The organism is Stenotrophomonas mexicanensis (assembly GCF_032911605.1).
Classification (GTDB): Bacteria; Pseudomonadota; Gammaproteobacteria; order Xanthomonadales; family Xanthomonadaceae; genus Stenotrophomonas; species Stenotrophomonas maltophilia_A.
Map to the genome: position 1 here is coordinate 82,443 of NZ_JAWJTG010000004.1, position 12,987 is coordinate 95,429.

The 12,987-nt window shown below is 67.8% G+C and carries 11 protein-coding genes; 4 read left to right on the plus strand and 7 right to left on the minus strand.

Translation table 11 applies throughout. From position 1 onward, the window contains the following. Positions 1 to 3 precede the first annotated feature (3 nt). The gene (gene ligD / locus R1L06_RS03640) at positions 4 to 2,490 is read left to right on the plus strand and encodes a DNA ligase D (protein WP_317216934.1); all 2,487 of its coding nucleotides are present in this window, start codon (positions 4 to 6) and stop codon (positions 2,488 to 2,490) included. Positions 2,491 to 2,561: 71 nt separating this feature from the next. On the opposite strand, the gene R1L06_RS03645 is transcribed toward ligD, so the two are convergent. The 4 genes from R1L06_RS03645 to R1L06_RS03660 all read right to left on the minus strand — a co-directional run bounded on the left by R1L06_RS03645 (position 2,562) and on the right by R1L06_RS03660 (position 5,590). Next, positions 2,562 to 2,954: a hypothetical protein gene (locus R1L06_RS03645; protein WP_197617072.1), complete on the minus strand. Its 393-nt coding sequence runs from the start codon at positions 2,952 to 2,954 to the stop codon at positions 2,562 to 2,564. Between the two features lie 166 nt (positions 2,955 to 3,120). After that, positions 3,121 to 4,149, minus strand: a complete 1,029-nt coding sequence (gene adhP, locus R1L06_RS03650; protein WP_317216935.1) for an alcohol dehydrogenase AdhP — start codon at positions 4,147 to 4,149, stop codon at positions 3,121 to 3,123. 95 nt (positions 4,150 to 4,244) lie between these two features. Continuing rightward, entirely contained in the window at positions 4,245 to 4,883 is a 639-nt protein-coding gene (gene eda / locus R1L06_RS03655) for a bifunctional 4-hydroxy-2-oxoglutarate aldolase/2-dehydro-3-deoxy-phosphogluconate aldolase (RefSeq protein WP_132808674.1), read from the minus strand. 116 nt (positions 4,884 to 4,999) lie between these two features. Continuing rightward, positions 5,000 to 5,590: a cysteine dioxygenase family protein gene (locus tag R1L06_RS03660; protein WP_049399007.1), complete on the minus strand. Its 591-nt coding sequence runs from the start codon at positions 5,588 to 5,590 to the stop codon at positions 5,000 to 5,002. A 239-nt stretch (positions 5,591 to 5,829) separates the two neighbouring features. Here R1L06_RS03660 and R1L06_RS03665 point away from each other — a divergent pair, with 239 nt between their 5' ends. Continuing rightward, positions 5,830 to 6,885, plus strand: coding sequence for a LacI family DNA-binding transcriptional regulator (locus tag R1L06_RS03665; RefSeq protein ID WP_032129266.1), 1,056 nt, complete (start codon positions 5,830 to 5,832; stop codon positions 6,883 to 6,885). Positions 6,886 to 6,990: 105 nt separating this feature from the next. Here the strand turns inward: R1L06_RS03665 and phhA are convergent, their stop codons facing one another. Further along, positions 6,991 to 7,884: a phenylalanine 4-monooxygenase gene (gene phhA / locus R1L06_RS03670; protein ID WP_317216936.1), complete on the minus strand. Its 894-nt coding sequence runs from the start codon at positions 7,882 to 7,884 to the stop codon at positions 6,991 to 6,993. Between the two features lie 125 nt (positions 7,885 to 8,009). Here phhA and R1L06_RS03675 point away from each other — a divergent pair, with 125 nt between their 5' ends. Both R1L06_RS03675 and R1L06_RS03680 read left to right on the plus strand, forming a co-directional pair. Beyond that, positions 8,010 to 8,492: an Lrp/AsnC family transcriptional regulator gene (locus tag R1L06_RS03675; RefSeq protein ID WP_004153377.1), complete on the plus strand. Its 483-nt coding sequence runs from the start codon at positions 8,010 to 8,012 to the stop codon at positions 8,490 to 8,492. An 87-nt stretch (positions 8,493 to 8,579) separates the two neighbouring features. Then, positions 8,580 to 10,580: a hypothetical protein gene (locus R1L06_RS03680; RefSeq protein WP_317216937.1), complete on the plus strand. Its 2,001-nt coding sequence runs from the start codon at positions 8,580 to 8,582 to the stop codon at positions 10,578 to 10,580. Positions 10,581 to 10,619: 39 nt separating this feature from the next. On the opposite strand, the gene R1L06_RS03685 is transcribed toward R1L06_RS03680, so the two are convergent. Then, positions 10,620 to 11,612: a patatin-like phospholipase family protein gene (locus R1L06_RS03685; protein ID WP_049399033.1), complete on the minus strand. Its 993-nt coding sequence runs from the start codon at positions 11,610 to 11,612 to the stop codon at positions 10,620 to 10,622. Positions 11,613 to 11,946: 334 nt separating this feature from the next. After that, positions 11,947 to 12,963, minus strand: a complete 1,017-nt coding sequence (locus R1L06_RS03690; RefSeq protein WP_032129262.1) for a TIGR00266 family protein — start codon at positions 12,961 to 12,963, stop codon at positions 11,947 to 11,949. Between the last annotated feature and the right edge of the window lie 24 nt (positions 12,964 to 12,987).

A 12,987-nucleotide genomic window follows, 5' to 3' on the forward strand; every position in this document is an offset into this window, starting at 1 on the left:
ACCATGTCGCTGCACCAGTACCGGCGCAAGCGCAGACTGGGTGGTGGCGCCGGGCAGACGCCGGAGCCTGACGACACGCCCGCACGCGGCGATCCGAAGCGGCGGCCGACCTTCGTCATCCAGCTGCATCACGCAAGCTCGCGTCACTATGACTTCCGCCTGGAAATGGACGGCGTACTGAAGAGCTGGGCCGTGCCCAAGGGGCCTTCGCTGCGCGTCGGTGAGAAGCGGCTGGCCGTGGAGGTGGAAGATCACCCGTTGTCCTACGCCGGTTTCGAAGGAGACATTCCTGAAGGCCACTATGGCGCTGGCCACGTGGATGTCTTCGATCACGGCACCTGGGCCTGTGAAGGTGATCCACTGCAGGCGCTGGCGGCTGGAAAGATCGACTTCGTGCTGCACGGGCAACGCCTGGCCGGTGGCTGGAAGCTGGTGCGTACGGCAATGAAAGGGCGTCAGGTGCAGTGGCTGCTGATCAAGCGCGACGACGGCGAAGCGCGCGACGCGGAGGCGGATGACCTGCTGACGGCACCCACGCCGAAACGAGCATCTGCGGCGAAGAAGCGTTCCACAGCGAAGGCGGCGCGTGCTGCACCCGTCGCACGCACGACCACGCGCAAGGCCGATGCGCGTTGGCGTGCACGCGCGCTGCAACTGCACGGCGCACGTGATACGCCCTATCCCCTTGGGTTCAAACCGCAGTTGACCGATCATCGCGACAGTGCCCCCGACGGCGAGCGCTGGCTGCATGAGATCAAGTGGGACGGCTATCGTCTGCTGGCCGATCTGCACGATGGCGAGGTGAAACTCCGCTCGCGCAACGGCCTGGACTGGACGGCCGATTTTCCCGAGGTCGCGCAGGCCGTGCTGGCGCTGCCGGTGCGCGATGCGCGCCTGGATGGCGAGCTGGTGGTTCTGGACAAGGAAGGACGCAGCGATTTCGCAGCACTGCAGCGCGTGATCGATGGAAGCTCGAAGCAACCGTTGCGTTACATCGTGTTCGATCTTCCGGGTGTGGCCGGCGTGGACATCAGTCGTGCGCCGTTGCTGGAACGCAAGGCGCTGCTGAAGGATCTCATCGGGCCGGCGCCCGGCACACTGGCCTTCAGCGAACACGTGGTCGACCATGGGCCGCAGGTGTTCGATGCCAGCGGCGAGGCCGGCTTCGAAGGCATCGTCAGCAAGCAGGTGGATGCGCCGTACGTAAACACCCGCGCGCGCAGCTGGGTGAAGGTGAAGCACGAAGACACCGACGAGTTCGTGATCGTCGGCTATACGGCACCCAAGGGTTCCCGGGTGGGATTCGGCTCGCTGCTTCTGGCCACGCCGGACAAGGCCGGGCTGCGCTATGTGGGCCGCGTGGGTACCGGCTTCGACGACGAGCGCCTGCGCGCGCTGCTCAAGGCACTGCAGCCTTTGGCAGTGAAGACGCCGGTGCTGCAGCTGCCGGTGCATGTGCCGTTCCGCGCCGCCAGCGTACGCTGGGTGAAACCGGTGACGGTGGCGGAGGTGGCGTTCCGTGGCTGGGGCAAGGAAGGCCTGCTGCGCCAGGCCAGTTTCAAGCGGCTGCGCAGCGACAAGCAGAAGGAGGACCTGGGAATGAGCACCGCAGATGCCGAAGCCGGAGGTGAGGTCCAGATCACCCATCCTGAGCGGGTGGTGTTTCCAAAGCAGAAACTGAGCAAGGGCGACGTGGCCGACTACTACCAGCGCATGGCGCGCTGGATCCTGCCCGAAGTCGCCGGACGTCCGCTGTCATTGCTGCGCTGTCCGGATGGCGTCGGCAAGGCCTGCTTCTTCCAGAAGCATCATGGCCCCGGCCTGGGCGATGCGGTACATGCGGTGCCCCTCCAGCAGAAGAGCGGCCGCGAGGACTATGTCTATATCGACGATGCACGTGGCCTGTTGCAGCTGGTGCAGATGAACACCCTGGAGCTGCATACGTGGGGTGCGACCGTGGCCGACCCGGAGCATCCGGATCGACTGGTGTTCGATCTCGACCCTGGTGACGGCGTCAGCTGGGCACAGGTGAAAGCCGGTGCACGCGATGTGCGTGACCGCCTCCAGCAGGTGGGTCTGGAGAGCTTCGTACGCCTGTCTGGCGGCAAGGGGGTGCACGTGGTGGTACCACTGCAGCCCAAGGCTGGCTGGGACGAAGCCAAGGCATTCTGCGAGGCGTTCGCACAGGTGATGGCGGAGCAGGCGCCGGACCGCTACGTGGCGACGATGAGCAAGGCGAAGCGCAATGGCGTCATCTTCATCGACTGGCTGCGCAACACCCGAGGCGCCACCAGCGTGTGCTCGTGGTCGCTGCGTGCACGCGATTCTGGCGGCGTGGCGGTGCCGCTGCGCTGGGAAGAACTGGCGCGGGTGAGCGCGGCCGACGCGTTTCCGATGGTCAAGGCGCTGGCGCGTGCCAAGCGGCTGAAGGGTGACCCATGGCAGGGCATCGCGCGATTGAAGCAGACGCTGCCGACGCTGAAGCGGTAGTGCCGGCCGCTGGCCGGCACCTGTAGCATGGGCGAGGTTGCCGGCCAGCGGCCGGCACTACCTGGATGCGCTCAGCGCGGATCGCGCGACGCGCGGCGGCCGAACCACCAGCCGGCCAGCAGCTGCAACGGCAGCGATGCCAGCAGCGAAATGACGAACCAGAGTGGGAAATCCGCGCCGGCGCTCCACATCGCGTAACCGCATCCGAGTGCGATCAACGACCAGATCGAGAACCCATGCGAACGCGGCCAGCACGGCGCGTAGTAGGTGGCGAAGGAAATGCCGGCGATGCCGCCCAGTACGCTGAAGGCCAGGTCCCACCCCAGCTGCACGCTGTTGTTGTCCGGCGACATGCCCAGCAACGGGGGCAGCCAGCTGGCGACGCTGCTGACCAGCGCAAGCGACAGCACGCCGCCGATCAGGGCGACGAGGGACAGGAACAGGGTCTTGAGCAGGCCGGGCATGCGCGCATTGTACGGCTGTCACAGAGTGCCCGGGTTGCCGGCCAGCGGCCGGCACTACCGAACCGACTGGGGTTTGCCGGCCAGCGGTCGGCACCACCGGGGGATAGGCATGGCCGCCGCGTCCGTGGGAGAGGGGGACGGAGCGACGGCGGCCATGCACAGGCGGTCAGGCGGCGAAGTCGAGCACCACGCGGCCTTCAAGGGTGCCCGCGTGCATGCGCGCGAACACGTCGTTGATGTTTTCCAGGCGGTCGGTGCTGACCGTGGCCGCGACCTTGCCTTCGGCAGCGAACTGCAGCGACTCCTGCAGGTCCAGCCGGGTGCCGACGATCGAGCCGCGCACGGTGATGCCGTTGAGCACCATGCCGAAGATGTCCAGCGGGAAATTACCGGGCGGCAGTCCATTGAGCGAGACGGTGCCGCCACGGCGGACCATGCCCAGCGCCTGCTCGAAGGCCTTCGGCGAAACCGCGGTGACCAGCGCGCCGTGCGCGCCGCCGATTTCCTTCTTCAGGAAGGCGGCGGGGTCGGTGGTGCGCGCGTTGACGGTGATCTGCGCGCCGAGCTGCCGGGCCAATGCCAGCTTGTTGTCGTCCACATCCACCGCGGCCACGTTCAGGCCCATCGCGCGGGCGTACTGCACCGCCATGTGGCCCAGACCGCCGATGCCGGAGATGGCGACCCAGTCCCCGGGCTTGGTGTCGGTCACCTTCAGGCCCTTGTAGACGGTCACGCCGGCGCACAGCACCGGCGCGATCTCGACGAAGCCCACTTCCTTCGGAAGCAGGCCGACATAGTTGGCATCGGCCAGTGCGTACTCGGCGAAGCCGCCGTTGACCGAGTAGCCGGTGTTGCGCTGTGTCTCGCACAGCGTTTCCCAGCCACCCAGGCAGTGTTCGCAATGGCCACAGGCCGAGTACAACCAGGGGATGCCGACCCTGTCGCCTTCCTTGACGTGCCCTACCCCGCCTCCCACGGCCACGATGTGCCCCACGCCCTCGTGACCGGGGATGAACGGCGGGTTCGGTTTCACCGGCCAGTCGCCCTCGGCGGCGTGCAGGTCGGTGTGGCAGACGCCACAGGCCTCGATCTTGACCAGTACTTCGCCCGCCCCCGGGCGCGGTACCTGGACTTCCTCGATCACCAGTGGCTTGCCGAACTCACGCACCACGGCGGCCTTCATGGTCGAATTCATGTTCGGATCTCCGTAGTGCGCTTGCCCACAGAATGACGCCGGCTCGAGGCCGGCGCTTTGATCACGATCAAACCTTTGACGATTCGTGCAGCGGTTCAGCCGGCCAGTACCGAGGCCTCGCGGGCCAGGCGCTCGATCGCATCCCAGTCGCGGGTCTGCAGCAGCGCCGGGGTGGTCAGCCACGAGCCGCCCACGCACAGCACGTTGGGCAGGTGCAGGAACTGCGGCGCGGTCTGCGCGCTGATGCCGCCGGTCGGGCAGAAGCGCACATCGGCGAACGGGCCGTGCCAGGCCGCCAGCAGCGCAGCGCCACCGGCCTGCACCGCCGGGAAGAACTTGAAGGTGTCGTGGCCGTGCTCCAGGCCCAGGATCAGATCGGAGGCAGTGGCGGCACCAGGCAGGTACGGCAGGTCGGCATCACGCGCGGCGGCATACAGCGTCGGCGTGGCACCGGGGGACACCGCGAAACGCGCACCGGCCTGCTTCGCTGCCTGCATCTGCGCGGCGTTGAGCACGGTGCCGGCACCGATTACCGCATCGGGCACGGCCTCGACCATCGCCTTGATCGCATCCAGCGCCTGCGGCGTGCGCAGCGTCACTTCGATCACCGGCAGGCCACCGCGGAACAGCGCCTGGGCCACTTCGACCGCTTCATTCACATCTTCGGGGGTGTACACCGGAATCACCGGTGCCAGCTTCAACAGCGCGCGCAGGCGCGGATCAGCGCTGGACATCGTCTTGCTCCTTGCCCGACCGGGCATCGCGGATCGCCGCCGGGTCCGGCAGCGCAGCGGCGCATGATGCCACGTGGCTCACGACGGTGCTGGTGGTGCCCCGCCCTGCCCCCGGCTCAGGCCGGGTCGGCCTGCAATGCCTGGATGCGGCGCTGGTACCAGTCACCACCGAGCGGATCGAACACCGCAGAGCGCTCCATCTGCGCCTCGTACACGTGTACCGAGATCGCCAGCGCTTCGTTGCTGGCGTTGCGCAGGGTGTGGTACTCGTGCGGCGGAATCAGGCTGCCGGCACTGCCGCAGCCCCCGCGCAGCACGGCGTGGCGGCGGAAGCGGCAGCGCTCACCGTTGCGCTCCAGCAGTTCATAGCGGGTGATCTCCAGCTCGCCTGACCACACTCCCTCCACACACCACATGGCATCGTGGTCGTGCAGCGGCGTGCCCTGCCCTGGGCCCCAGCTCATGGCAATCACGCTGTAGCCGTGTTCGCGGCTGTGGTACAGCGGGCGTCGCGCGTAATGATCACTGACCGGACGGTGTACGCACTCGGGCAATTCGATGCGACTGTCCGCGATGGCTTCCTGCAGCGCCAGCTGCAGGTCGGCGGTGATGCGCTCGGCATCACCGGAGGTCATCGCCGCGTCGACCGCAGCGATCAACCTGTCGCGGCCACGGAACACCGGAAACGGAGAAGTCTGCAGGTCCATGCCCCGACTGTAGCGGAGCCTGGTTAAGGGAATGTTGGCGTTCGCGCGCGTCGCGCCCGCATTCAAGGTGAACACGCGCGGAAGAACGGTTCAGATGGACATCAAGTAGAGCGATCACAATGGAACCTCGCGCAGCAGAAGCGGTCGAACACGACGCGATCCATCTTCGCTGCGACATTCCGCAACTTCGCGCCCCACGGGCGCAAGGCTAGAATTCTCCGACTTACCTGGTTCTATACATGTCAGTGCGAATTATTAGCGATGCCGCGTTGCCGGCATCGAAGGGCAAGGCTGCCACGATCAACGACATCGCACGACTGTCGGGAGTTTCCAAGAAAACGGTTTCAAGAATCATCAACAACTCGCCGCTGGTGCGCAAAGACACCCGCGACAAGGTCGAGGCGTTGATGCGCGAGGTCGGTTACGTGCCCGACCCCCTGGCGCGCGGCCTCGCGTTCCGCCGCTCCTTCCTGATCGGCCTGGTGTATGACGACCCGGGCGCCCAATGCATCGTCGACCTGCAGCACGGCGCGCTGGAAGCGCTGCGCGGCACCGGCTATGAACTGGTCGTGCATCCCTGCGACAGCCTGGCTCCGGACTGTGCGTACGGCGTACGGCGCTTCGTGCAGCAGCAGAAGCTGCACGGCGTGATCCTGGGCCCGCGTGCCTCCGAGTCGGCTGCGTTGACGGAGATGCTCGACGGCATTGAATGCCGCTACGTCCGCATCAACGCGCATGTGTCGGATGACGAGGCACAGGCCGTGGTCACCCATGATCGCGACGGTGCAGCCGCGGCAGCGGGCTACCTGCTCTCGCTCGGCCACCGCGACATCGCGGTGATTGCCGGTCCGGGCGACCGCCGTACTGCACGCGAGCGCACCCATGGCTTCCTCGACCGGCTGGCGCAGGTGGGCCTGACCCTGCCGGGTGAACGCGTGCTGGAAGCGGGCGATACGTTCGAGTCGGGCGTGCATGCCGCCGAACGGCTGCTGATGGGCGGACAACGCCCCAGTGCGATCTTTGCCGGCAACGACGAAATGGCTGCCGGCGTGTATCAGGTGGCGTTGCGTGCGGGCATCGCGGTGCCGCAGCAGTTGTCGATCGTCAGCTACGACGACAGCCCGCTGGCGTCGCGGCTGTGGCCGCCGCTGACCTCGGTGCGTCGCCATGTGTCCGACATCGGGCGCATGGCGGCGGCGATGCTGGTGCAGGCCGACGTGCCGGATGCGCCGACCGCGACCAGCGTGCACCCACAGCTGATGGTGCGCGGTTCCTGCCGGGCCGTGGACGCCTGATTGCCCTGCCCTCGCCTGCACTGCCGTGACGGTGCAGGCAGGCAGCAACGAAAACGGCGCATCCAGGTGCGCCGTTTTCAATGCGAAGCGGTGTGTGCCGTTCGCCTACACGTCGCCGCCGTCGGCCCAGCCTTCGCCGGTGCCCTTCTGGAACACGCGGTCATCGCCCTGCACATCGCCCGCCGGCAGATGCGCCTGGTCAGACAGCGCCGCGTAGATCGGGGTGAAGTCCGGCGAGGTCGCCTGCATCAGCTGTTCGAAACTGTCGATGACGAAGTAGGTCTTCTGGAAGGTGTCGATGCGGTACTTGGTACGCATGATCCGCTGCAGGTCGAAGCCGATGCGGTTGGGCGCGCCCGATTCCAGCGAGTACAGCGATTCGCCCTTCGACGACACGATGCCGGCGCCGTAGATGCGCAGGCCGTCGGGCGTATCGATCAGGCCGAACTCCACCGTGTACCAGTACAGGCGGGTCAGGTTCTGCAGTGCATCCGGGCCGATCGCGTGGGCTTTGACGCCGCCACGGCCGTACGCCTCCATGTAGTCGGCGAACACCGGGTTCATCAGCAGCGGCACATGGCCGAACAGATCGTGGAACAGGTCCGGTTCGGCGATGTAATCGATCTGGTCCGGGCGACGGATCCACCAGGTCACCGGGAAACGACGGTTGGCCAGGTGGTCGAAGAAATCCAGTTCCGGCAGCAGGCCTTCCACACCCACCAGCGTCCAGCCGGTGGCGGCGCCGAGCACTTCATTGAGTTGATCGAAGCGCGGAATCATGTGCGCGCTCATGCCCATCTCGTCCTGTGCATCCAGGAATTCCTGGCAGGCGCGGCCGACCAGCAGTTCGCGCTGGCGCTGGTACAGCGTGCTCCAGGTGGCGTGGTCGTCGGCGCTGTAGGTGTCCCACGGCTGCTCGACGAGCGCGGTGGTATACACCGGCACGTAGCCCTTGTCGGTCTGCTGGTGTTCGACGCGGCGGGGCTGGGCGAGGTCCATGGGGCACTCCGGGATGAGATACCCACGATGCTAGGGCAGGGCGCGCGCAACAGGGTTGCAAAAGTTGCGCCGATTGGCCTTGTTGGCGCAATATCCTTGCGTACTCACCATGTTGCGGGGCAACAATGGCCGGAGAAGTCCAGTTCGATCGCACGGATATACGCCTGCTGGCTGAAATCCAGCGGGATGGGCGCGCCACCAACGCCGAGCTGGCGACGCGGGTGAACCTCTCGCCCTCGGCCTGCCTGCGGCGCCTGCAGCGGTTGGAAAGCGAGGGCGTGATCGTCGGCTATGGCGCGCGGCTGGAGCCACGGCAGCTGCGGCTGGGCCTGCAGGCCTTTGTGCGCGTGCAGCTGGAAAAGCACGACCAGGCCGCCATCGGCCACTTCGTGGACAGCGTGCAGGGCTGGGATGAAGTGGTGGCCTGCCATGCACTGACCGGCGACATGGACTACCTGCTGCACGTCTACGTGCGCGACCTGGAGCACTTCTCGCACTTCCTGCTGGACCGGCTGCTCAATGCCGGCGGCGTGGCCGATGCCAATTCCAGCTTCGTGCTGCGCACGGTGAAGGGCTTCCAGGCATTGCCGCTTTCGCAGCTGGAATGAACGCGCCGCTGCGATTTGACGGCGCCGGGCGGGTAGCCGAGCATCTCCGCCCTGCGCGCGTCGCAGCGTTCCTTTCCGGTTCCACGCATGTCCGAACTCCAGCACCCGCTGCCCACCACCACGTTCCTGCCGCTGCAGCGCAAGTCGCTGGCGCGCTACGTTGCCCATGGCACGCCACCGCAGACCGCAGTGGAGCAGGCCGGGCTGATGGCCGCGCAGCTGTGCCGGACGCGCCTGCATCCGGCGGCCGAGATCGAGCGCCTGCTGCATGATGCCTGCGCGTTGTTTGCCGGCAACGAAGGTGCGGCTGCACAGCTGGCCGGGACCGGTGGCGGTGGCCAACCGGAACTGGATGCCTGGCTGAGCGCATTGGCTGCCCACGGCGTGCTGCTGGCACCGGCGGAGATCCTGCAGGACGTCATCGCGCAGTCGCCACGGGAGTACCCGGGCCTGGCCCTGCAGCAGGCCTGCCAGGAAACCCTGGTCGAACATGAGATCCGCTTTCCCGCCACCTTTTCCAGTGATGACGACGAGGCCACGCTGGATGACGTCGCCGCCGCGGATGCGCGGTCGGCCGAGCACCATGGCCTGTACACCTCCGAGCAGGCCCGCGTGCTGCGCGCCATCGCCGCGAATCCCGATGAGCTGATCGACCTCGATGGCTATGCCGGCACCGGCAAGGGCCACCTGGTGCTGGCGCTGATGGAGGCGCGGCCGGGCCGCTACACCTACGTGGCGCCCTCGCGTGGGCAGGTGGAAGCCTTCCGCGCCCGCGTGCCGGCCAGCACTGCGGTGCGCCTGCTGACCCAGATCGAATTCGCCAACCGCGTGGCCCAGCACGCCGCGCGCAGCGGCCAGACCGGTGGCTTCGTTGCCAGCTACCGGCGCAGCACCCGTACGCCGCGCGAGATTGCCGGCCGCATCGGCCTGCAGGGCATCGGTGGGCGCAGCCCGGAGCAGGTGCTGCTGACCGCGTTCGAGGCCATCAACCGTTGGTGCGCGTCGTCGGCAACGGGCTTGGCGTTCCAGCATTTCGACCGTTCGGTGCCCGCTGCGATGCTCGATGTGTCGCCGTACATGGCGGCCGCCGAGCACGTCTGGCGCTGCATGTTCGACGCCGAGCTACAGCGGGGCACGCTGCTGAGTCTCAGCCCGGCGCACATCGGCAAGTGGCTGGCGCTGCGCGGCGTCACCCCCCCGCAGGACATGGGCATGCTGCTGGTGGACGAGGCGCATGACCTGAGCCCGTCGTGGAAGCAGTTGCTGGCCGGCCATGCGCCTGGCGTGGTCAGCCTGGGTGATCCGCACCAGTGCCTGACCGGTACGGTGCCGCGCTGGGCCGCGTCGAAGGTGCTGGAAATGCACCAGTCGGTGCGCCAGGGCAACCAGGTCGAGGGCCTGGTCAACCAGACCCTGGCACTGGATGGACTGGGCCAGGAAAGTGGGCCGTTCGTCGGTGCCACCGACCGCGCCACCGGTGTGCTGCATTACCGCGACTGGGCGCAGGTGCCGAGCGAGGGCCTGCGCATCCATGGCAGCGTCGCCGATCTGGCCCTGGACGCGGCACAGCTGCACGCACTCGGGCTGCGGCCCTACCTGCATCCGGCATCGCTGCGCGCGCTGCGCAGCGTGCTGCAGCGGCCACTGGATGCGTGGCGCCGGCGCCGCGACAGCGCATCGGACCAGGAATGGGAGCGCTTCCTGGCCACGCAGGCCGACGAAGGGCAGGGCGCGCTGGTCGAACTGTTTGCGTCTGCCGATCGGGTGCAGTCATTGCTGCAAGCGCTTGATGACCAGGACACGCCCACTGAAGGGCGGGTGGCGCTGTGCCTGGCCGAACACGCGAAGAACCTGCAGTTCGACGTGGTCTCGCTGTCGCCCGGTTGCTTCAGTGCGGGGCAGGGCGGGCGCATCTGGCACAACCCGGTGCGCGCGGTCTATCTGGCGCTGACCCGTGCGCGACGCCAGCTGCATGTGCCGGCCGATGGCATGGAACAACTGCAGCATACGGCGACACTGCAGGAGCAGGCGCGCCAGATGCGCAGGCGCGAGCGGCTGCAGGCCAGCGGCTACCGGCCCGCGCGCTAGCACGCGCGTCGCTGTCTGGCAGCGACGCGCCGGCTCAGGTCAGCACTTGTCCTTGCGGCCCATCAGCTTGCCCAGGCGCGAGGCTTCCTCGCACTTCGGCGCGGCCACCGGTGCCGGTGCCGCTGCGGCGGCACGTGCACGCTGCAGCTGCTGGATCTTGGCGCGGATCTGCGGCATGGCTGCCATCGCGGCCTTTTCGCCCTCCAGGATCGCGGTGCCACGCTGGCTGAAATCGGCGGCGCCGATGTCCAGCACCTTCGGGCGGATGACGATGTCGGCGCGGGCCAGTTCCTGCTCGCCCAGGCGTTGGCCCATGATCGAGATGGACTGGTTGACGATGCCCAGCATGTCGGTCGGCGCCTTGCCGCTGGCCTTGCTGGAGATGTCCACGGCGATCACGAAGTCGGCGCCGAGCTGGCGCGCGGCATCCACCGGCACCGGGCTGACCACGCCGCCATCGATGTAGTTGCGGCCGCCTATCTTCACCGGTTCGAACACACCGGGAATGCTGCTGGACGCGCGCACCGCCTGGCCGACGTTGCCGCGCACGAAGATCGAGCGCTCGCCGGTTTCGAGCTGGGTGGCGACGGCGGCGAACGGCTTCTTCAGGCGCTCGGCAGGACGGTTGGCAACCTGCTCGTTGACGTAGTCCTGCAGCTTCTGGCCCTGCACCAGGCCGCCGGAGAACAGGCGCACGTCGCGGATGCTGGCTTCGTCCAGTGCCACCGCCTTGCTCTGCATCTGGAACGCGTCCATGCCGCTGGCGTACAGCGCACCGACCACGCTGCCGGCGCTGGTGCCGGACACCACGGCCGGTTCGAAGCCGTTGGCCTCCAGCATCTTGATCACGCCGATGTGCGCGAAGCCCTTGGCTGCGCCGCCACCGAGGGCGATGCCGATCTTCACCGGCTTGGCCTGCGGCACCACGGTCGGCGCCGGCGGCGGTGTGGGGCGGACCGGGTCGCCACCGCAGCCGGCCAGCAGGCCGATCAGGGCGACGGACAGCAGCATGCGGGGGCGGAACAGGCTCATCGGCAGTGCGCTCGCGGCGCCGGATTCAGGAAAGGGCGCCAGCATACCGAAGCCGTGGCGGGGCGGGCAGGGTAGGAAACATCGCCCATTCATAAAGGTAGTGCCGGCCGCTGGCCGGCAATCATTGGGAACCTGGCAGCGGTTCATGAGGCTGCCGGCCAGCGGCCGGCACTACCGGGACGCTCGCCAAGGTCCATGAGGCTGCCGGCCAGCGGCCGGCACTACCGGGATGCGCGCCAAGGTTCATGAGGTTGCCGGCCAGCGGCCGGCACGACCGGGATGCGCGCCAAGTTCCATGGGGCTGCCGGCCAGCGGCCGGCACGACCGGGGGCGGTCAGAACCGGTTGTCGCCGTCCAGCATCCGGCCCAGGCCGCCCAGCACCGAGCCTTCGCCGCGGTTCTGGCCACCGCCCTGCGGCGCGGCCATCCACATGCGGCCGGCCAGACGCGAGAACGGCAGCGACTGCAGCCAGACCTTGCCCGGACCTGTCAGCGTGGCCAGGAACACGCCTTCGCCGCCGAACAGCATGCTCTTGATGCCGGCCACCCGGCGCACATCCATGTCTACGGTCGGGTGGTAGGCCACCACGCAGCCGGTATCCACGTCCAGGCGCTCGCCCGCGGCCAGCTCGCGCTCCACCACGCAACCGCCGGCATGGATGAACACCCAGCCGTCGCCTTCCAGCTTCTGCATGATGAAACCTTCGCCGCCGAACAGGCCGGTCATGATCTTGCGCTGGAACTGCACGCCGATCTGCACGCCGCGCGCGCCGGCCAGGAAGCTGTCCTTCTGGCAGATCAGGCGGCCGCCATGCTGGTCCAGCTTCATTGCCAGCACGGTACCGGGGTAGGGCGCGGCGAAGGCGACCTTGCCCTTGCCGTGGCCGCTCTGGGTGTAGACGGTGGCGAACAGGCTCTCGCCGGTCAGCACGCGCTTGCCGGCGGCCATCACCTTGCCCATGAAGCCGCCGCCCTGGTCGCCGTTGGCGGCGCCGAACACCGTGTCCATCTGCACGGTGGCATCCTTGAACATCAATGCGCCGGCCTCGGCAATGGCGCTCTCGCCGGGGTCGAGCTCGATCTCCACGAACTGCATTTCATGGCCGACGATGCGGAACTCGATGTCGTCGGCGCGGCCGCTGGCCGCGGCGGGGACCGGCGGCGGGGTGTTCGGCATGCCCGGGGCCGCGGACTGCAGTTCGGGCACCTCGGCAATCGAGGTCCACCCGCTCATGCCCTGGCACCAGGCCAGCGCGCGCGGGTTGGCCTGCGCATAACGGCGCGCGGCCTCGTCATCAAGCGGGCCGATACGCTCGGCCTGGGCGGAGGCATGGAAGTACCACTGGGTCATCGCGGCGGCTCTGCAGGGCTGGAA

What these genes read in the sequence shown, in the direction of transcription:
- R1L06_RS03665 (WP_032129266.1), top strand. Translation starts at nt 5,830, where the DNA reads ATGTCAGTGCGAATTATTAGCGATGCCGCGTTGCCGGCATCGAAGGGC.
- adhP (WP_317216935.1), bottom strand. Translation starts at nt 4,149, where the DNA reads ATGAATTCGACCATGAAGGCCGCCGTGGTGCGTGAGTTCGGCAAGCCA.
- R1L06_RS03680 (WP_317216937.1), top strand. Translation starts at nt 8,580, where the DNA reads ATGTCCGAACTCCAGCACCCGCTGCCCACCACCACGTTCCTGCCGCTG.
- ligD (WP_317216934.1), top strand. Translation starts at nt 4, where the DNA reads ATGTCGCTGCACCAGTACCGGCGCAAGCGCAGACTGGGTGGTGGCGCC.
- R1L06_RS03690 (WP_032129262.1), bottom strand. Translation starts at nt 12,963, where the DNA reads ATGACCCAGTGGTACTTCCATGCCTCCGCCCAGGCCGAGCGTATCGGC.
- R1L06_RS03660 (WP_049399007.1), bottom strand. Translation starts at nt 5,590, where the DNA reads ATGGACCTGCAGACTTCTCCGTTTCCGGTGTTCCGTGGCCGCGACAGG.
- eda (WP_132808674.1), bottom strand. Translation starts at nt 4,883, where the DNA reads ATGTCCAGCGCTGATCCGCGCCTGCGCGCGCTGTTGAAGCTGGCACCG.
- R1L06_RS03675 (WP_004153377.1), top strand. Translation starts at nt 8,010, where the DNA reads ATGGCCGGAGAAGTCCAGTTCGATCGCACGGATATACGCCTGCTGGCT.
- phhA (WP_317216936.1), bottom strand. Translation starts at nt 7,884, where the DNA reads ATGGACCTCGCCCAGCCCCGCCGCGTCGAACACCAGCAGACCGACAAG.
- R1L06_RS03685 (WP_049399033.1), bottom strand. Translation starts at nt 11,612, where the DNA reads ATGAGCCTGTTCCGCCCCCGCATGCTGCTGTCCGTCGCCCTGATCGGC.
- R1L06_RS03645 (WP_197617072.1), bottom strand. Translation starts at nt 2,954, where the DNA reads ATGCCCGGCCTGCTCAAGACCCTGTTCCTGTCCCTCGTCGCCCTGATC.